This window comes from Streptomyces sp. NPDC085481, from assembly GCF_044541845.1.
Classification (GTDB): domain Bacteria; phylum Actinomycetota; class Actinomycetes; order Streptomycetales; family Streptomycetaceae; genus Streptomyces.
The window spans coordinates 94,122-111,209 of sequence record NZ_JBITTJ010000006.1 but is presented as its reverse complement, the minus strand read 5'-3'; the positions used below and the strand labels follow the sequence as shown (position 1 = coordinate 111,209).

Here is a 17,088-nt window from a genome sequence, read left to right as displayed (position 1 = left end):
AAAGCCCGATGGGCTGCTCCCGTCCCTCCCGTACGGCTCGTACGGGGAGGCGGGAACAGCCCATCGGGCGTGCTCAGCGCAGGTCAGCGGGGCAGCCGACCCATCGGCCGGCCGGGCAGCCGACCCACCGGCCAGTCGGCCAGCCGATCAGCCGCACGGTCGGTCAAAGCCGCACGGCCGTCAGCCGCACGGTCGGTCGTCGCCGGTCAGCGGACCTCGGAGATCTCCGGGCCGCGCTGCAGCTGGCCCATGCCGCCGGAGAAGCGGGAGCCGGCCTGGTCCTCCTGCTGCACGCCGTCCGGCACCATCTGCGCGTCGTTGGGCAGCTTGAGGACGATCGGGTCGCGCGGGGCCATCGGGCCCTCGCCGCGGACGACCACGGTGTCCCGGACGATCTGCTCCAGCAGACCCGCCGCCTCGGGCTGCACCGCGCCCTGGCCGGAGATCACGCCGCGCAGGAACCAGCGCGGACCGTCGACGCCGACGAAGCGCACGAGCTGCACGCCCCGGTTGCCGTCCGGCAGCTGTACGGGCACCTGGGCACGCAGCTCCCAGCCCAGCGGGCCCTCGACCTCGTCGATGACACCGCCCTGCTGGGTGATGCCGGTGGCGATCTCCTCGCGGACCTCGCCCCAGATGCCTTCCTTCTTGGGAGCGGCGAACGCCTGGAGCTGCACGGCGCTGTCGCGCAGCACGACGGTGGCCGCGACGATCGCGTCGCCCGCCACCTCCACGCGCAGCTCCATGCCCTCGACTCCGGGCACGAAGATGCCGCCGAGGTCCACGCGGCCCTCGTCGGGCGTGGTGACCTCGGAGATGTCCCAGGGACCGTCGGGCCGGGGCGCCGGCGGAAGGTTCACCCGGCGCGGGGCGGCGTCGGCCGCCTCCTCGCTGTCCACCGCGTCGACGACCTGCTCGGCCTCGCCCGCTGCGTCCTCAGCGGCACCGCTCTTCTTGCGACGTCCGAACACGTCACTGTCCTTCCCGGTCGGATACGACCGAAGCGTATCGATTCCCACCCGTTGTGCCGTCCACGGCGGCATGACCGCCGGTGGACCCGAAGCCCCCCTCGGCCCGCGCCGAGCCGGGAAGCTCCGCCACCTCGTGGAAGCGCACCTTCTCGACCTGCTGGACGACAAGTTGGGCAATCCGGTCGAATCGTTCGAACCGCACGCTCTCGCGCGGGTCCAGATTGACCACGATCACCTTGATCTCTCCACGGTACCCGGCATCGACCGTCCCCGGGGCATTCACCAGCGCGACGCCGCAGCGGGCTGCCAGGCCGGACCGGGGGTGCACGAAGGCCGCGTAGCCGTCGGGCAGGGCGATGGAGACTCCGGTGGGCAGTACCGCCCGCTCCCCCGGGGCCAGTACGGCGGGCTCGGTCGTCACCAGATCGGCGCCCGCGTCGCCGGGGTGGCCGTAGGCCGGGATCGGCACCTCCGGGTCCAGGCGGCGGATGAGTACGTCGACGGGATTGCGCATCAGGGGTTCACCTCGAAGGCGCGTGCGCGCCTGACCTGGTCGGGGTCGGACATGGCGGCGCGGATCTCCTCCGGGCGGCCGTTGTCGATGAAGTGGTCGACCTTCACCTCTATGAAGAGGGCGTCGGCACGGACGGCGACGGGGCCATCGGGCCCGCCGATCCGGCCGACGGCGGTCGAGTAGATCTTGCGGCCGCGCACCGCGGTGACCTCGGCCGCCAGGTGGAGCACGGTGCCGACCGGAACGGGCCGCGCGAAGTCGGTCTCGAGCCGGCCGGTGACGGCGATGACCCGCAGCAGCCAGTTCAGCGAGCCGAGGGTCTCGTCGAGCGCCGTGGCGAGCACACCGCCGTGCGCGAGGCCGGGGGCGCCCTGGTGGTCGGGAGTCACCGTGAACTCGGCGGTGACGGTCACGCCCTCGCCCGCCCGCGCCTCGAGGTGCAGCCCGTGGGGCTGCCCGCCGCCGCAGCCGAAGCAGTGCTCGTAGTGCGCGCCGAGCAGCTCGCCGGGGGCGGGCGCGTCCGGGTGGCGTACCGGCGGTACGGCGTCGGCCGGCGGTGTGAGAGCGGCAGATGTTCCAGTCACAGGCGCAGACCTTACCCGCGCGGCCGGGCGCGGGTCGCGCCGTGCCAAGCTTGGAGCCATGCAGCCTTCCGCACCGTCCTCCGCTCCGAGCTTCGACGAACGCCTCACCGCACCCGCCTCCTGGTGGGTGATCGTGGTCCTGCTGGGCCTTTCCGGCGGTCTGGTCATGTTCCCGCTGGGCACGGTGCCGACGCTGGGCGGCGTGATCGTCGCGGCCGCGCTCGCCGCGGTGGCGGTGTCCTCGTACGGCTCGGCCCGGATCCGGGTGGTGGCCGGTTCGCTGGTCGCGGGGGACGCGCGGATTCCGGTGTCGGCGCTCGGGGCGCCCGAGGCGCTCGACGCGGAGGAGGCGCGCGCCTGGCGCAGCCACAAGGCCGATCCGCGGGCCTTCATGCTGATGCGCAGCTACGTGCCGACGGCCGTACGGGTCGAGGTGACGGACCAGGCGGACCCGACGCCGTACGTCTATCTGTCGAGCCGGGATCCCGAGGCCCTGGTGGCGGCCCTGGAGGCGGCCCGCAGCGAGGCCCGGGCCGCCTGACGCCCTGACCTGCGGGCGGGCCCTGGAACAGGCCGTGACACAGGCCTGGAACGGGCCCTAGAAGTCGATCTCCTTGGGGTTCTCCGGCTGCTCCAGCGGAGGCTGGGCGGGGAGGGCGTCCCAGGGGACCTGGCGGCGGCGCAGGTCCTTGCGGATGTGCGCGGCGAGCTTCCTGGTGTCGCGCCTGTTCATGATCGCGCCGACGGCCGCGCCCACCAGGAACGGGGTGAGGTTCGGCAGGTTGCGCACCATGCGCTTCATGATCTGCTGGCGCAGTTCGCGCTTCAGCTGGCCGCCGAGGGCGGCGTTGACCGTGGTGGGCTTGGTGGGGTCGATGCCCCGCTCCTCGGCCCAGGAGGTCAGGTAGGCGGTCGAGCGCTGGGTGAGCGTGCCGGGCGGCCGCACGCCGTACAGCTCGTGCAGCTCGGCGATGAGCTTCAGTTCGATGGCGGCGACGCCGGTGATCTCCGCGGCCAGCTCGGCGGGCATCGCGGGGGGTACGGGCATCATGGCGGCCGCTCCGATGCCGGCGCCGACGGTGGCACTGGCGTTGGCCGCGCCGACGACGAGTTTGTCGGCGATCTGCTCCGGGCCGAGCCCGGGGAAATGCCTGCGCAGGGTCGCCAGGTCCCGTACGGGCACGCGCGGGGCGAGCTCGATGACCCGGTCGGCGAGGTAGCCGACGCCGGCCTTGGCGCCCTGACCGCCGCGTTTCACTCCGCGCCGTACGGCCTCGATACGGGCGCTGTCGAGCTTGATCCGTTCGACCCGCACGCGCGCGGGGTTGGCGACGCGCCGGAAGACGCCCCGCTTGGTGGTGTCGCCCCGCTGGTCCGGGGTGGGCCGGAGGTCGGCCCGGTGCGACGCATCGGCCGCTTCGAGCGAGGCCGTGGGGCCCCGCCCGTCGTCACGTGCGCCAGGTGTGGGCAGGGGGGCGGAGTGCTCGGCCGAGGATGCCTTCTGGGCGCCCTCTGCCGGGCCTGAGCCGCCCTGGTACGCCTCCGGACTCCTACGGAGTCGGAGCCGCCGCTTCCGAGACGGTGTGTCGCCTGCCACGGCCGTTGATCTCAGTCGCAGTCGCGGCAGATCGGCTGGCCGTTCTTCTCCCGAGCCAGCTGGCTGCGGTGGTGCACGAGGAAGCAGCTCATGCAGGTGAACTCGTCCGCCTGCTTGGGCAGGACCCGGACGGCCAGCTCCTCGTTCGAAAGGTCGGCGCCCGGGAGCTCCAGCCCCTCTGCGGCCTCGAACTCGTCTACGTCGACGGTCGAGGTCGACTTGTCGTTCCGGCGGGCCTTCAGTTCTTCAAGGCTGTCCGAGTCGACGTCGTCGTCGGTCTTGCGTGGGGTGTCGTAATCCGTTGCCATGTCGCTCTCCCCCTCTGGGTGGTTTGCGGTGTCTCCAGCGCACGTAACGCGTGAGAGGCCGGACTTGTGCCCGACCCGAGGCGGAGATTTTGCCTCACATCAAGGTCTGTTACTCAATCGACACCCAATCGGCCCTCTCACGAGTGACCGGCTTTGGGTGGCGAACCGGACCGTACACGGTCCGTCGGTCGTCCCTCACGGGTGCCACCCCGTGTACTTCCCGCCATTGTGACCCCCGGAAACCCGGACTTTTCCGGGTTTTCCGACGGAATTCGCGATCACGGAGAGTGGACGGCCGGACACGCATCCCTGTGATCGATCACACAGGACCGTCTCAGGAACAAGAACCGGAAATTCCGCGCAAAGCGAACGGAACCGGACGGCTCGTCCAGCGTGTCAGATCGGAAGAGTGACACGCATCACGAGACCACCGCCCTCTCGGGGCTCCGCGATGATACGGCCGCCGTGGGCACGCGCGACGGATCGCGCGATCGACAGGCCGAGGCCGACGCCCTTGTCGCTCCCGGTGCGGTCCTGACGGAGCCGCCGGAATGGCTCGAAAAGGTTGTCGATCTCGTACGCGGGGACGACGGGTCCGGTGTTGGACACCTCCAGGACCGCCTGGCCGTTCTGGGTCTCGGTGGTGACCTCCACCCAGCCGCCCTCCGGCACGTTGTACCGCACGGCATTCTGCAGCAGGTTCATGGCGATCCGCTCCAGCAGGACACCGTTGCCCTGGACGACCGCCACGGCCCGCTCGCCGCGGAACTCCACGCCCTTGGCCTCGGCCTCGGCGTGCACCTGGTCCATGGCGCGCGAGGCGACCTCGGCCAGGTCCACGGGCTTGCGCTCGACGATCTCGTTGTCGCTGCGGGCCAGCAGCAGCAGGCCCTCGACCAGCTGCTCGCTGCGCTCGTTGGTGGCCAGCAGGGTCTTGCCGAGCTGCTGGAGCTCCACCGGCGCCCCGGGGTCGGACATCTGGACCTCGAGGAGGGTCCGGTTAATCGCGAGCGGGGTGCGCAGCTCGTGCGAGGCGTTGGCGACGAAGCGCTGCTGGGCGGTGAAGGCGCGCTCCAGGCGCTCCAGCATCTCGTCGAAGGTGTCGGCGAGCTCCTTCAGCTCGTCGTCCGGCCCGTCCAGCTCGATCCGCCGGGACAGATCGGATCCGGCCACCTGGCGGGCGGTCCGGGTGATCCTGCCCAGCGGGGAGAGCACCCGGCCCGCCATCGCGTACCCGAAGGCGAAGGCGATGATGCTCAGGCCCAGCAGCGCGAACAGGGAGCGGCGCAGCAGGTCGTCCAGCGCGAGGTCGCTCTGGTGACGCAGACACATCGTGGCGGCGTTGCTGAGCGTCTCGGTGTTGGACTCCTTGGGCAGCTGGCACCAGTCGGTGGTCGGCGTGATGGTGCCGCTGACCACCTTGAAGGGCAGCTGGGAGGTGCTGTCCCGCAGGGCCTGCGCGGTGAACAGGTAGATGATCGCGAGCAGCAGGATGCCGGCGATCAGGAACATCCCGCCGTAGAGCAGCGTGAGTCTTATCCGGATGGTCGGACGCAGCAGCGGGCGGACCGGGTCCCTGGGGTCCCAGGTCGGCTTCGGAGGCGCGTGGAGCGGCGCCGGGGTCTGTGCCATCGGGGGTCAGATCCGGTAGCCCGAGCCGGGGACGGTGACGATCACCGGGGGCTCGCCGAGCTTGCGGCGCAGGGTCATGACGGTCACGCGTACGACGTTGGTGAACGGGTCGGTGTTCTCGTCCCAGGCCTTCTCCAGGAGCTGCTCCGCCGAGACGACGGCGCCCTCGCTGCGCATCAGGACCTCCAGGACCGCGAACTCCTTGGGCGCGAGCTGGACCTCCTTGCCGTCGCGGAAGACCTCGCGGCGGTTGGGGTCGAGCTTGATGCCGGCGCGCTCCAGGACGGGCGGGAGCGGCACCGTGGTGCGCCGGCCGAGGGCCCGCACGCGGGCGGTGAGCTCGGTGAAGGCGAAGGGCTTGGGCAGGTAGTCGTCCGCACCGAGCTCCAGGCCCTCCACGCGGTCGCTGACGTCGCCGGAGGCGGTGAGCATCAGGACGCGGGTCGGCATGCCGAGCTCGACGATCTTGCGGCAGACGTCGTCGCCGTGGACGAGCGGGAGGTCCCGGTCGAGGACGACGACGTCGTAGTCGTTGACCCCGACCCGCTCGAGGGCCGCGGCGCCGTCGTACACGACGTCGACGGCCATGGCCTCCCGGCGCAGTCCGGTGGCCACCGCATCGGCGAGCAGCTGCTCGTCCTCGACGACGAGTACGCGCACGTCTGTAGGTCCTTTCCTGGAGCCCGTGGTCCTGGAGGCGGACGGGGCGGTTCTGCGCACTGACTGTGCGTGTCCATCCTGCCCCGAACGCGCGTAAACCGGCTGTAAGACGGAGGTGCGGGGCGGGCGGGGACGGGGCCGGAAGGAGGCCGTGGGAAGAATTCACCTGATTCACGGGCCAGTTGAGGTTTCTGTGAGGAAGGTGCTGGGGAGGACGTCTGCACACCCCGCGATCACACCCTGTAGGTGGCACGCCACCTACCGCTCTCTGTCCCCCAGAGGTAGCAGTGTGTGATCCACCCACCCCCGGCACTCCCCGTGCCACCGACCCACGACGAGGGGGCGCACGATGGACGCTTTCACCGCAGGGCTGCTGCACCGCATCAGGACCACGCAGTCGGACCTCACGCGCGCTCGTGAGACGGGCGACGACTTCCTCGCGGAGGTCGAGCAGGCCGAGCTCGACGACCTGCATCGCCTGGCCGCCGAACACGGAGTGGAGGTCGGCGCGCGCTGCGCCTGACCCCGCACACGCGAGTGGGCCCCCGGAATCGCTGATTCCGGGGGCCCACTCGCGTCCGGGCGGCCCTCAGCCGTGCCAGGCCCCCGCCTCCTCCAGGAAGCCCTGGAGGGGCCCGAAGACGCCCTCGGAGGCCGCCAGGGCCAGCTCGCCCGAGGCGGGCCGGCCCGGGCGGCCGCCGGTCAGGGCGCCCGCCTCGCGGGCGATCAGGTCGCCTGCCGCGAGGTCCCAGGGGTTGAGGCCGCGCTCGTAGTAGGCGTCGAGGCGGCCGGCGGCGACGTCACAGAGGTCGATGGCGGCGGAGCCGCCGCGGCGGATGTCGCGGACGCGCGGGATGAGGCGCTGGGCGACGTCGGCCTGGTGGGCGCGACGGCTCTGGACGTACGCGAAGCCGGTGGCGACCAGGGCCTGGTCGAGCTCCGGCGAGGGGCGGACGGCGAGGCGCCGGCCGTTCAGCCAGGCGCCGCCGCCGAGGACCGCGTGGAAGGTCTCGCCGCGCAGCGGGACCTCGACGACGCCGACGAGGGTCTCGCCAGCCCGCTCGGCGGCGATGGAGACGGCCCAGGTCGGCAGCCCGTAGAGGTAGTTCACGGTGCCGTCGAGCGGGTCGATGACCCAGCGGATGCCGCTGGTCCCGGGGGTGGCGGCGCCCTCCTCGCCGAGGAAGCCGTCCTGGGGGCGGTGCTCGGAGAGGAAGCCGGTGATCAGTTTCTCGGCGGCGATGTCCATCTCGGTCACGACGTCGACGGCGCTCGTCTTGGTCTTCGCCACGGCCAGGTCGTCCGGCCGCCCGTCGCGCAGCAGCGCTCCGGCCCGTCGCCCGGCCTCCAGGGCGAGGTCGAGCAGTTCCTGCAGCAGGGGATCGGTCACGGGTCGGGCTCCTTACGCGTACGGACTGTCGGCACCGGCGGCGGCCGGCCGCTCCGCCCGCGCGGGGCAGCAGCCGATCGGGCAGAGGTCGTGCGAGGGCCCGAGCGCGCCGAGGGCGCAGCGCTCGGCGCGCTCCCCGCGCTCATTCGCGGCGCGCTCCAGGACGAGCTCGCGCACGGCCGCGGCGAACCGCGGGTCGGCCCCGACGGTGGCCGAGCGCCGCACCGGCAGCCCGAGCTCGGCGGCCTTCGCGGTGGCCTCGGTGTCGAGGTCGTACAGGACCTCCATGTGGTCGGAGACGAAGCCGATGGGCACCATGACGACCGCGGGGGCACCTGCGCCGTGGAGCTCCTCCAGGTGGTCGCAGATGTCCGGCTCCAGCCACGGGATGTGCGGGGCGCCGCTGCGCGACTGGTAGACGAGCTTCCAGGGGTGCTCGACGCCGGTCTCCTCGCGCACCGCGTCGACGATCAGCCGGGCCACGTCCAGGTGCTGCTCGACGTAGGCGCCACCTGCGCCGTGGTCGGCGACCGGTCCCGAGGTGTCGGCGGCCGAGTCGGGGATGGAGTGGGTGGTGAACGCGAGGTGCGCCCCGGCCCGTACGGAGGCGTCGAGCTCGCCGAGCGAGGAGAGCACGCCCTCGACCATGGGGCGGACGAAGCCGGGGTGGTTGAAGTAGTGCCGGAGCTTGTCGACCCGGGGCAGCGGCAGCCCTTCCGCTTCCAGGGTGGCGAGGGAGTCGGCCAGGTTCTCGCGGTACTGGCGGCAGCCGGAGTACGAGGCGTACGCGCTGGTCGCGAGGACGGCGATATGGCGTCGGCCGTCGGTGATCATCTCGCGCAGGGTGTCGGTGAGGTACGGCGCCCAGTTCCGGTTTCCCCAGTAGACCGGCAGGTCGAGACCGGCATCGGCGAAGTCCGCGCGCAGGGCGTCGAGCAGGGCGCGGTTCTGGTCGTTGATGGGGCTGACGCCACCGAAGAGGAAGTAGTGCTGCCCCACTTCCTTCAGCCGTTCCTTGGGGATGCCGCGGCCGCGGGTCACGTTCTCCAGGAACGGGACCACGTCGTCCGGGCCCTCGGGGCCACCGAAGGAGAGCAGCAGCAGGGCGTCGTACGGGGCGGGATCGAGCTCGTCGGACATGGCACCGATCCTCCCACCCGGCTCCGACGGCCGGCGGCCCGGCCCGACCGAAAAAAAATGGGTGACCAAATCAGTTCAACACCGTAGGCTTTAGATATTAATTACACGTGTTGAGCCGACACGTGCGGATCCGCATTGCCCGAAGCCCGGAGATCCCCTTGCCCAGTCCCTATCGCGCGATCTTCGCGGCCCCCGGCACCACGGCCTTCTCCCTGGCCGGATTCCTCGGCCGTATGCCGCTGTCCATGATGGGCATCGGCATCGTGACCATGATCTCGCAGGTCACCGGGCGGTACGGCCTTGCGGGCGCGCTCTCCGCGGCCCTCGCGATGTCCGCCGCCGTCATCGGCCCTCAGATCTCCCGCCTGGTCGACCGGTACGGCCAGCGGCGGGTGCTGCGCCCGGCCACCCTGATCTCGCTCGTGGCGGGCGCCGGCCTGCTGATCTGCGTCCAGCAGAAGGCCCCGGACTGGACGTTGTTCGTGTTCACCGCCTTCATCGGCTGCGTCCCCAGCGTCGGCGCGATGACCCGGGCCCGGTGGGCGGACATCTACCGCGGCGAGTCCCGGCGGCTGCACACCGCCTACTCCTGGGAGTCGATCGTCGACGAGGTGTGCTTCATCTTCGGGCCGATCATCTCCATCGGCCTGTCGACCATCTGGTTCCCCGAGGCCGGCCCGCTGCTCGCCGGGATCTTCCTGGCCATCGGCGTCTTCTGGCTGACCGCGCAGCGGGCCACCGAGCCCGTCCCGCACCCGCACACCGAGCACGCCGGCGGCTCCGCGCTGCGCTCCCCCGGCCTGCAGGTCCTCGCCCTCGCCTTCGTCGCCACCGGCGCCATCTTCGGTTCGGTCGACGTCGTCACCGTCGCCTTCGCCGAGGAGCAGGGCCACAAGGCCGCCGCAAGCCTCGTTCTGGCCGTCTACGCACTGGGGTCCTGCCTGGCCGGCGCCGTCTTCGGACTGCTCCACCTCAAGGGCCTGCCGGCCCTCAGGTGGCTTGTGGGCGTCTGCGCGATGGCCGTGAGTATGATCCCCCTCCTACTGGCCGGGAACTTGCCGTTGCTGGCCGTGGCGCTCTTTGTCGCGGGCCTCTCCATCGCGCCGACGATGGTGACCACGATGGCCCTCGTCGAAGCGCACGTACCGCGCACCAAGCTGACCGAGGGCATGACCTGGACAGGGACCGGGCTCGCGATCGGTGTGGCGCTGGGCTCCTCGGCCGCCGGCTGGGTGGTCGACGCGTCCGGGGCGGAGGCGGGGTACGTGGTGCCCGTCGTCTCGGGTGCGCTCGCGGTCGCGGTGGCACTCCTCGGCTACCGCCGGCTGAGCAGGCCGGTGCCGACGCGGGAGGGGCAGCTTGAGCAAGCCGACGAAAGCGCAGACGCAGCCGCAGCGGTGGGGGAACACCGGGACGGCGAGCAGCACGTGGCGTAACTGGGCCGGGAACGTCACCTCCCGCCCGGTGCGGGAGGTGAGCCCTGCCTCGGCCGAGGAGCTCGCCGACGCCCTGCGCAAGGCCACCGAGGACGGGCTGCGGGTGAAGACGGTCGGCACCGGCCACTCCTTCACCTCGATCGCGGCCACCGACGGGGTGCTCATCCGGCCCCATCTCCTCACCGGCATCCGCAGGATCGACCGCGAGGCCATGACGGTCACCGTGGAGTCCGGCACCCCGCTCAAGCGGCTCAACGTGGCGCTGGCCCGGGAGGGCCTGTCGCTCACGAACATGGGCGACATCATGGAGCAGACGGTCGCCGGGGCCACCTCCACGGGCACCCACGGCACCGGCCGCGAGTCGGCCTCGATCGCCGCGCAGATCCGCGCGCTCGAACTGGTCACCGCCGACGGGCGCCTGATGACCTGCTCGGCGACGGAGAACCCGGAGGTGTTCGCGGCGGCCCGGATCGGTCTCGGCGCGCTCGGCGTGGTCACCGCCATCACCTTCGCCGTGGAGCCGGTCTTCCTGCTCACCGCGCGCGAGGAGCCGATGTCCTTCGACCGCGTGACCTCGGAGTTCGACGCGCTGCACGCCGAGAACGAGCATTTCGAGTTCTACTGGTTCCCCCACACCGACAACTGCAACACCAAGCGCAACAACCGCAGCGCGGGCCCCGCCGCCCCGCCCGGGAAGGTCAGCGGCTGGATCGAGGACGAGCTGCTCTCCAACGGCCTCTTCCAGGCCGCCTGCTCGGTGGGGCGCGCCGTGCCGCCGCTCATCCCGTCGATCGCGAAGGTCTCCAGCCGCGCCCTGTCGGCCCGTACGTACACCGACATCCCGTACAAGGTGTTCACCTCGCCGCGCCGGGTCCGCTTCCTGGAGATGGAGTACGCGCTGCCGCGCGAAGCGGCGGTGGCGGCGCTGCGCGAGGTGAAGGCGATGGTGGAGCGCTCGCCGCTCAAGGTCAGCTTCCCGGTGGAGGTGCGCACGGCGCCGGCCGACGACATCGCGCTCTCCACGGCGTCGGACCGGGAGACGGCGTACATCGCCGTGCACCTCTACAAGGGCACGCCGCACCGCGGGTACTTCACCGCGGTGGAGAGCATCATGACGGCGCACGGCGGCCGGCCGCACTGGGGCAAGGTCCACACCCGGGACGCGGCCTACTTCGAGAAGGCCTACCCGAGGTTCGCCGAGTTCACGGCGCTGCGCGACCGGCTGGACCCGGACCGGCGGTTCGCCAACGACTATCTGCGCCGGGTGCTGGGCGACTGACGGTCACTCGGCGGCGTTCCCCGTCGGGGCCTGCGCGGTGGGCGGCGCCGGCGGCGGGGTGGCCGGCGGCGTCGTGGGCGGGGTCGAGCCGCCGCCGGAGGGCCCGGTCGAGGCCGGGGGTTCCGTCGAAGGCGTGGGCGTGACCGGGGGCGTCGGGGTGGTGGTGCCGTCCGGGGTCGCCGTACCCGTCCCGGGCGTGCTGCCCGGAGTCGGGCTGCCGCCGTCGGTCCGCTCCCGCTGCCCGCCGTCGCTCGGTGTGGAGTCGGGCGCGTCCTTCCGTGAGGACCGCTCCCCACCCTGGCCGGCGCCGTGGCCGCCCACCGCGGTGCCGAAGGTCGTGGTGCCCTTGGTGCCGCTGAGGTCCTGACCCGAGGTCAGCTCGTACGCGGTGATGCCGCCCATGGCGAGGACGAAGACCACGGCGGCACCGAGGGCGGAGCGCTTCAAGACCCGGACCCGGGTGCCGTGCGTGGTCGGGGCGCCGAACTCCTCGCCGGGCGCGGCACCCTGATGCCGCGCCGGCGCCTGGGGCGCCTGCGGCCTGGCGGAGACGGTGGCGGCCTCGCGCATCTGCTCGCCGGTGCGCTTGAAGAGGTGCTGGAGGACCGGGCCTCCACAGGTGGCGATGACGCTGATCACACCGGCTCCGAGGATGGTGCCGTAGACGCCGAGCGTGGAGGCGAGTTTGGCGGCCAGCACGGCCGCGACGGCGCTGCCCGACACTTGAGCCACACTCAGGTCGAATCGTTTCTTCTCGCCCCCCTTCCCCGCCGGTTCCGCTTCCTCTGCCGCCGTGCCGGTGTCCGGCGTGTGACGCATGTCCAACCCCTGCTTGCTCATCAGTTCCACCATGCACCCAGAAGGGACAAATGGACGAAGGGATTAGTTCCGTTTCTGGTGGTTCTGTGAAGAGCGACACGTGCGCACGAAGCTCGCGGAGACTCAACTCCCGTACCTCCCGAGAAGTTGGGCGGCGCGCCGGTCCACCCAGGTGGCCCGAATGGAGTACTGTGGCGAGCCCTGGGTCCGGATTCCCTCACGGGTGTCCGGTATCGACGGAAGGGGGCCGAAGGTGGCACTCGAACCGGCGGCGCCGCGGCACCGCACGGACACCGCGACACAGCGTGACGGTCGGTCACTCTGCGTCGTAAATAGGTAACCGTGCCATAACGGCGTTCCAGGGTCCAGGCCCGACACGCCGGGCAACTCGGCAGGGTTGTGGCAGGCTGCACCCGGGCAGGCCACACTCGACTAGCGGAAGCAGCGACGCACGTGACGTCGGCAGGCACCACCCGGGAGGTTCCCATGCCCGAACTGCGTGTCGTGGCCGTCTCGAACGACGGCACACGACTGGTGCTGAAGGCTGCTGACAGCACGGAGTACACGCTTCCGATCGACGAGCGGCTGCGCGCCGCCGTGCGCAACGACCGCGCCCGGCTCGGCCAGATCGAGATCGAGGTCGAGAGCCACCTCCGCCCCCGCGACATCCAGGCACGGATACGTGCCGGTGCGTCCGCGGAAGAGGTCGCCCAGCTCGCCGGCATCCCCGTCGAACGCGTCCGCCGCTTCGAGGGCCCCGTGCTCGCGGAGCGCGAGTTCATGGCGCAGCGGGCCCTCAAGACGCCCGTGCGCCGGCCCGGCGAGAACACCGGCCCCCAGCTCGGCGAGGCGGTGCAGGAGCGGCTGCTGCTGCGCGGCGCCGAGCGGGACACCGTGCAGTGGGACTCCTGGCGCCGCGACGACGGCACCTGGGAGGTGCTGCTCGTCTACCGGGTGGCGGGCGAGGTGCACACGGCGAGCTGGACGTACGACCCGCCGAGGCGGCTCGTCCAGGCCATCGACGACGAGGCGCGCGCGCTGATCGGCGAGACCGACGACACGCTCGCCGCCGTCCCCGAGCCCAGCTTCCCCTTCGTCCCGCGGATCGCCCGGCTGCCCAGGGACCGGCCGCTGGACCGCGCGCTCGACCGCCAGCTCGAGCGGGCGCCCGCCCCTGCCCCCGAGCCGGAGGAGGAGCGCGACTCCCTGACCAGCCTCCTGGAGGCGGTCCCGAGCTTCCGCGGCGACATGGTGGTCCCCGAGCCGGCCGGCACGGAGACCTCCGACGAGGTCGAGGCCGAGGAGCCCCCGGCCCCGGCGGCCTCCGCCGGGGCGGGCTCGGCCTACGCGGACGTCCTGATGCCCCGCGCGGTCTCCGGCCACCGCGACCGCCTCACCGGCACCACCGACCGCCAGGCCGAGGCCGACGGCGTCCGCCCGGGCCGCCGCGCGGCGGTCCCCAGCTGGGACGAGATCGTCTTCGGCACCCGGCGCAAGAAGCAGGACTGACGCTGCAGAGGAGCGCAGGGGCCCGTGCCTATAGGGGCGGGCCCCTGCGCCGTCTCCTTTACGCGGCCCCCGCGCCGTCTCCTTGAAGGAGCGGCCAGGGCGTGTCCCGGCCATGATCCGCCGGACACGCCCTGAGGACCTACTGCGGGTCCGGCCCCGTGGCGACCGGGCGCACCGGGTCGGCGGACCACTCGGACCACGACCCGGCGTACAGGGCGGCAGGGATGCCGGCGACCTCAAGGGCGAGCACCTCGTGGGCGCCGGAGACGCCCGAGCCGCAGTAGACGGCCACCTCGGACGCCTCACCCGTGCCCAGGGCGGAGAAACGGGCGGCCAGGGCGTCGGGGGGCAGGAAGCGGCCGTCCTCGGCCACGTTCTCCGTCGTCGGGGCCGAGACCGCGCCCGGGATGTGCCCGCCGACCCGGTCGATCGGCTCCACGTCGCCGCGGTAACGCTCCGCCGCCCGCGCGTCCAGGAGCAGGCCCGACCGGGCCAGCGCCGCGGCGCCGTCCGCGTCGAGGAGCCCCATGCCGCCCGGCCGCGGCTCGAAGTCGCCCGGCTCGGGGGCCGGGATGTCCTTGGACAGCTCCCCCGTCCAGGCGGCGAGGCCGCCGTCCAGGACGCGCACGTCCGGGTGCCCCGCCCAGCGCAGCAGCCACCAGGCGCGCGCCGCGCCCCAGCCGAGGCCGCCGTCGTAAACGACGACCGGCGTGTCCGCCGAGACACCCGCACGGCGCATCACGGCTCCGAAGGCCGCCACGTCCGGCAGCGGATGCCGGCCGCCGCTCCCGGGCGGCCCCGCGAGTTCCGCGTCCAGGTCCACGTACACGGCGCCGGGGAGGTGCCCTGCCTCGTACTCGGGACGCCCGGGCGGGCCGCCGAGGGTCCACCGGACGTCCAGGAGGACCGGGGGCGTCGCCCCGGCCGACTCGCTCACGAGTTCGCTTGCGGAGATGATGGGCTTCATGGGTGCCATCCTCGCGCAGCCCGCACCCTGAAAGCCGCCCCCGCCCGGAATCGTCCGGGGCGCGCGGCCGGCCCCATGGTGCAACCATCGGCACGGGACGGACGACCGGTTCCGTGTGTACGACGGGCGGACGGCGGGCAGGGACCCGCCGGTGGCCCCGGTGCGGCCCGCCGGCCCCACCTCGTACGGCCACTGGCGAGGAGAGAGTGACGATGACCGAGGCGACTCGGCGCACACCCGGTACACCCTGTTGGGTGAGCCTGATGGTGCATGGACTTGACGCGACGCAGGAGTTCTACGCCGCGCTCTTCGGCTGGGAGTTCGTGCCCGGCCCACAGCAGCTAGGCCCCTACGTGCGCGCCCTGCTCGACGGCCGCGAGGTGGCCGGGATCGGCCAGCTGCCACCGGACCGGCATCTGCCGATCGCCTGGACCACGTATCTGGCCGCCACCGACGCCGACGAGACCGCGGAGAACATCCGCTGTTGTGGTGGCACGGTCGCCGTCGGCCCGCTGGACGCGGGCGAGGCCGGGCGCATGGCGATCTGCTCCGACCCGGCCGGCGCCGTCTTCGGCGTCTGGCAGGCCGAGGCCCACCACGGGACGGCGGCGGCCGGACCGCCCGGGACGCCGGTCTGGAACGAGCTCCTGACGTACGAGACGGCCTCGGTCGGCAAGTTCTACCGGACGATCTTCGGCTACGAGGTCGAGCCCGTCGTCTCGGCCGACTTCGACTATCTGACGCTCCACCTGGACGGCCGTCCTGTCGCCTCCCTGCACGGCGTCGGCACCGCCCTGCCCCGGGACCGGGGCGCGCACTGGATGACGTACTTCGAGGTCGACGACGTGGACGCGTCCGCCCGTCTGGTCGGCGAGCTGGGCGGCCAGGTGCTGCGCCCGCCGCGCGAGGGCACGGCGGGGCGGCTGGCCCTGGTGGCGGACCCGGAGGGCGCGGTCTTCACCCTGGTCCGCTCGACGGAGAGGAACTAGCGCCTCGCTGGACCCGGGCCGGCACGCGCAGGTCCAGCTCCGCGAGCCGCTCCTGCGGGAAGTGGAGCTCGGCCACCGGGCCGTCCCGGTGCTCCGCCAGGTACCCGACCACCTCGGCGCGCAGCCCCGGGTGCGCCGTGGGCCGCATGCAGTAGCCGACCGCCCTGACCAGCGGCGCCAGGCTGTCCGGCGCGCCGGGTACGCAGGGCTCGGCGCCGCTCTCCAGGTCGGGGACGAGGTGGTCGACGACCGTCAGCGGGATGCGGTTGCTGTTCTCGTACGGGGTGAGCCGGGCCAGGACCATGTCCGTGCCCACCCTTGCGACGGGCACGCCGTAGTACACGGCGGCGGTCAGCAGGGCGGTCGAGAAACAGCCCACGACGAGGTCGGGCCGGCACCGCTCGTAGAAGGTCTCGGCGAGCAGCGTGCCGTCCAGGACGGTGAGCGTGACGCCCGCGCGGTCGGCCTCCTCGTGCAGGGCCTGCGAGTAGCGGGCCGGGGCGGTGGGGTGCGGCTTGAAGACGATGCTCCCGTGTCCGGCCGCGGCGGCGCCGCGCAGCATCCGTACGTGCAGTTCCTCTTCCTCCTCGGCGGTGAGGATGCCGAGGACGGCGAGGTACTGGCCGAGCAGCAGGGCGGTGGGCTCGGCCGCCGCGGCGGCCGCGAGGGCGGTGTCGTCCACGGCGGCCGCCGCGATCTCCCGCAGCACGGACCGGAAGGCGTCGTCGGGCACGAGCTCGGCCCCGACGCCGTACTCGGTGAGGAGCAGCGGGCGCAGGCCCGGCACCAGGTCGAGGTGGAGGACCCGGCGGATGCGGCAGGCGATGGACTGGGGCAGCTCGTCCCGGGTCGGGCCGTAGCTCATGAGGCCGTCGGCGTAGACCTGCACCGAGCTCTCGGCGAACACGGCGGCGAGGGCCTTGGCCGGGTTGACCTGGATGGACTCGACGACGATCTCGACGGTGGCGGTGCCGAGACCCCACGCCGTGCGGAGGACCCGCTGCCACAGGGGCGACTCCTCGGGGCGGGGCGCCCAGGAGCTGGGGTGGTGGGGGTGGATGGCCTCGTTCCAGTCGACGACCTCGTCGAAGCGGGCGGCGATCCGCTCGTAGCCGGTCATCGTGTCGAGGCGGAGCGCGGTCTCCGGGATCTCGGCGTTGTTGGAGACGAGCAGGAGGCGGCGGGCCTCGCCGGCGGCGCCGAACCGTCCGGCGTCGATCGCGGCGGCCAGGGTGGCGGCGCCGTAGAGCGTCGACACCTGGAAGATCTGCACGCGGTCCGTGGTCGGCATGG

18 protein-coding genes are annotated in these 17,088 nt (G+C 72.5%); 6 read left to right on the top strand and 12 right to left on the bottom strand.

Going from position 1 to position 17,088, the window contains the following annotated elements:
• Nucleotides 1-206: 206 nt before the first annotated feature.
• Genes ACIGEZ_RS15290 through ACIGEZ_RS15280 form a run of 3 tightly spaced genes read right to left on the bottom strand, consistent with a single transcriptional unit; the run spans nt 207 to nt 2,069 of the window.
• On the bottom strand, nt 207-971 hold the full coding sequence (locus tag ACIGEZ_RS15290; protein WP_399830843.1) for a DUF3710 domain-containing protein: 765 nt from the start codon (nt 969-971) through the stop codon (nt 207-209).
• Nucleotide 972: 1 nt separating this feature from the next.
• Nucleotides 973-1,485, bottom strand: coding sequence for a dUTP diphosphatase (gene dut / locus ACIGEZ_RS15285; protein ID WP_399830839.1), 513 nt, complete (start codon nt 1,483-1,485; stop codon nt 973-975).
• Nucleotides 1,485-2,069 (bottom strand): PaaI family thioesterase, encoded by a 585-nt coding sequence (locus ACIGEZ_RS15280; RefSeq protein ID WP_399830836.1) that lies wholly within the window; start codon nt 2,067-2,069, stop codon nt 1,485-1,487. Before ACIGEZ_RS15280 ends, dut begins: the two co-directional genes overlap by 1 nt.
• Nucleotides 2,070-2,127: 58 nt before the next feature.
• Between ACIGEZ_RS15280 and ACIGEZ_RS15275 the strand changes: the two genes are divergently transcribed.
• Nucleotides 2,128-2,610: a DUF3093 domain-containing protein gene (locus ACIGEZ_RS15275; RefSeq protein ID WP_399830834.1), complete on the top strand. Its 483-nt coding sequence runs from the start codon at nt 2,128-2,130 to the stop codon at nt 2,608-2,610.
• A gap of 57 nt (nt 2,611-2,667) precedes the next feature.
• Here the strand turns inward: ACIGEZ_RS15275 and ACIGEZ_RS15270 are convergent, their stop codons facing one another.
• The 4 genes from ACIGEZ_RS15270 to ACIGEZ_RS15255 form a co-directional block, all read right to left on the bottom strand.
• Nucleotides 2,668-3,666 carry a hypothetical protein gene (locus ACIGEZ_RS15270; RefSeq protein ID WP_399830831.1) on the bottom strand — a complete coding sequence of 333 codons (999 nt, stop codon included), beginning with the start codon at nt 3,664-3,666 and terminating at the stop codon, nt 2,668-2,670.
• A gap of 11 nt (nt 3,667-3,677) precedes the next feature.
• Nucleotides 3,678-3,974 carry a DUF4193 domain-containing protein gene (locus tag ACIGEZ_RS15265; protein ID WP_003955561.1) on the bottom strand — a complete coding sequence of 99 codons (297 nt, stop codon included), beginning with the start codon at nt 3,972-3,974 and terminating at the stop codon, nt 3,678-3,680.
• Between the two features lie 396 nt (nt 3,975-4,370).
• A complete protein-coding gene (locus tag ACIGEZ_RS15260) occupies nt 4,371-5,606 on the bottom strand; it encodes a sensor histidine kinase (RefSeq protein WP_399830829.1) in 1,236 nt (411 codons plus the stop codon).
• Between the two features lie 6 nt (nt 5,607-5,612).
• Nucleotides 5,613-6,266 (bottom strand): response regulator transcription factor, encoded by a 654-nt coding sequence (locus tag ACIGEZ_RS15255; RefSeq protein ID WP_158991339.1) that lies wholly within the window; start codon nt 6,264-6,266, stop codon nt 5,613-5,615.
• A 349-nt stretch (nt 6,267-6,615) separates the two neighbouring features.
• Here ACIGEZ_RS15255 and ACIGEZ_RS15250 point away from each other — a divergent pair, with 349 nt between their 5' ends.
• Entirely contained in the window at nt 6,616-6,789 is a 174-nt protein-coding gene (locus tag ACIGEZ_RS15250) for a hypothetical protein (RefSeq protein WP_399830825.1), read from the top strand.
• A 66-nt stretch (nt 6,790-6,855) separates the two neighbouring features.
• Here ACIGEZ_RS15250 and ACIGEZ_RS15245 read toward each other — a convergent pair whose 3' ends face one another.
• Together ACIGEZ_RS15245 and ACIGEZ_RS15240 are read right to left on the bottom strand one after the other, a co-directional pair.
• The gene (locus ACIGEZ_RS15245) at nt 6,856-7,656 is read right to left on the bottom strand and encodes an inositol monophosphatase family protein (protein ID WP_399830823.1); all 801 of its coding nucleotides are present in this window, start codon (nt 7,654-7,656) and stop codon (nt 6,856-6,858) included.
• A gap of 12 nt (nt 7,657-7,668) precedes the next feature.
• Complete coding sequence (locus ACIGEZ_RS15240) at nt 7,669-8,796, bottom strand: ferrochelatase (RefSeq protein ID WP_399830820.1); 1,128 nt, start codon at nt 8,794-8,796, stop codon at nt 7,669-7,671.
• Between the two features lie 158 nt (nt 8,797-8,954).
• Here ACIGEZ_RS15240 and ACIGEZ_RS15235 point away from each other — a divergent pair, with 158 nt between their 5' ends.
• Both ACIGEZ_RS15235 and ACIGEZ_RS15230 read left to right on the top strand, forming a co-directional pair.
• Nucleotides 8,955-10,232, top strand: a complete 1,278-nt coding sequence (locus tag ACIGEZ_RS15235) for an MFS transporter (protein WP_399830817.1) — start codon at nt 8,955-8,957, stop codon at nt 10,230-10,232.
• Nucleotides 10,156-11,511: a D-arabinono-1,4-lactone oxidase gene (locus ACIGEZ_RS15230; protein WP_399830815.1), complete on the top strand. Its 1,356-nt coding sequence runs from the start codon at nt 10,156-10,158 to the stop codon at nt 11,509-11,511. Before ACIGEZ_RS15235 ends, ACIGEZ_RS15230 begins: the two co-directional genes overlap by 77 nt.
• A 3-nt stretch (nt 11,512-11,514) precedes the next feature.
• Here the strand turns inward: ACIGEZ_RS15230 and ACIGEZ_RS15225 are convergent, their stop codons facing one another.
• A complete protein-coding gene (locus ACIGEZ_RS15225) occupies nt 11,515-12,234 on the bottom strand; it encodes a hypothetical protein (RefSeq protein ID WP_399830813.1) in 720 nt (239 codons plus the stop codon).
• 549 nt (nt 12,235-12,783) lie between these two features.
• Here ACIGEZ_RS15225 and sepH point away from each other — a divergent pair.
• Nucleotides 12,784-13,839: a septation protein SepH gene (sepH, locus tag ACIGEZ_RS15220; protein ID WP_399830811.1), complete on the top strand. Its 1,056-nt coding sequence runs from the start codon at nt 12,784-12,786 to the stop codon at nt 13,837-13,839.
• A 139-nt stretch (nt 13,840-13,978) separates the two neighbouring features.
• On the opposite strand, the gene ACIGEZ_RS15215 is transcribed toward sepH, so the two are convergent.
• Nucleotides 13,979-14,806 (bottom strand): sulfurtransferase, encoded by an 828-nt coding sequence (locus ACIGEZ_RS15215; RefSeq protein WP_399830808.1) that lies wholly within the window; start codon nt 14,804-14,806, stop codon nt 13,979-13,981.
• Nucleotides 14,807-15,018: 212 nt separating this feature from the next.
• On the opposite strand from ACIGEZ_RS15215, the gene ACIGEZ_RS15210 reads away from it, so the two are divergent.
• Nucleotides 15,019-15,795 carry a VOC family protein gene (locus ACIGEZ_RS15210; protein ID WP_399830806.1) on the top strand — a complete coding sequence of 259 codons (777 nt, stop codon included), beginning with the start codon at nt 15,019-15,021 and terminating at the stop codon, nt 15,793-15,795.
• Here the strand turns inward: ACIGEZ_RS15210 and ACIGEZ_RS15205 are convergent.
• Nucleotides 15,764-17,086, bottom strand: coding sequence for a polysialyltransferase family glycosyltransferase (locus ACIGEZ_RS15205; RefSeq protein ID WP_399830803.1), 1,323 nt, complete (start codon nt 17,084-17,086; stop codon nt 15,764-15,766). The two genes, ACIGEZ_RS15210 and ACIGEZ_RS15205, sit on opposite strands and share 32 nt — an antisense overlap.
• Nucleotides 17,087-17,088 lie beyond the last annotated feature (2 nt).

Coding starts and splice junctions, on each gene's coding strand:
- dut (WP_399830839.1), bottom strand. CDS start 1,485: ATGCGCAATCCCGTCGACGTACTCATCCGCCGCCTGGACCCGGAGGTG.
- ACIGEZ_RS15275 (WP_399830834.1), top strand. CDS start 2,128: ATGCAGCCTTCCGCACCGTCCTCCGCTCCGAGCTTCGACGAACGCCTC.
- ACIGEZ_RS15265 (WP_003955561.1), bottom strand. CDS start 3,974: ATGGCAACGGATTACGACACCCCACGCAAGACCGACGACGACGTCGAC.
- ACIGEZ_RS15260 (WP_399830829.1), bottom strand. CDS start 5,606: ATGGCACAGACCCCGGCGCCGCTCCACGCGCCTCCGAAGCCGACCTGG.
- ACIGEZ_RS15250 (WP_399830825.1), top strand. CDS start 6,616: ATGGACGCTTTCACCGCAGGGCTGCTGCACCGCATCAGGACCACGCAG.
- ACIGEZ_RS15240 (WP_399830820.1), bottom strand. CDS start 8,796: ATGTCCGACGAGCTCGATCCCGCCCCGTACGACGCCCTGCTGCTGCTC.
- ACIGEZ_RS15215 (WP_399830808.1), bottom strand. CDS start 14,806: ATGAAGCCCATCATCTCCGCAAGCGAACTCGTGAGCGAGTCGGCCGGG.
- ACIGEZ_RS15210 (WP_399830806.1), top strand. CDS start 15,019: ATGACCGAGGCGACTCGGCGCACACCCGGTACACCCTGTTGGGTGAGC.
- ACIGEZ_RS15205 (WP_399830803.1), bottom strand. CDS start 17,086: ATGCCGACCACGGACCGCGTGCAGATCTTCCAGGTGTCGACGCTCTAC.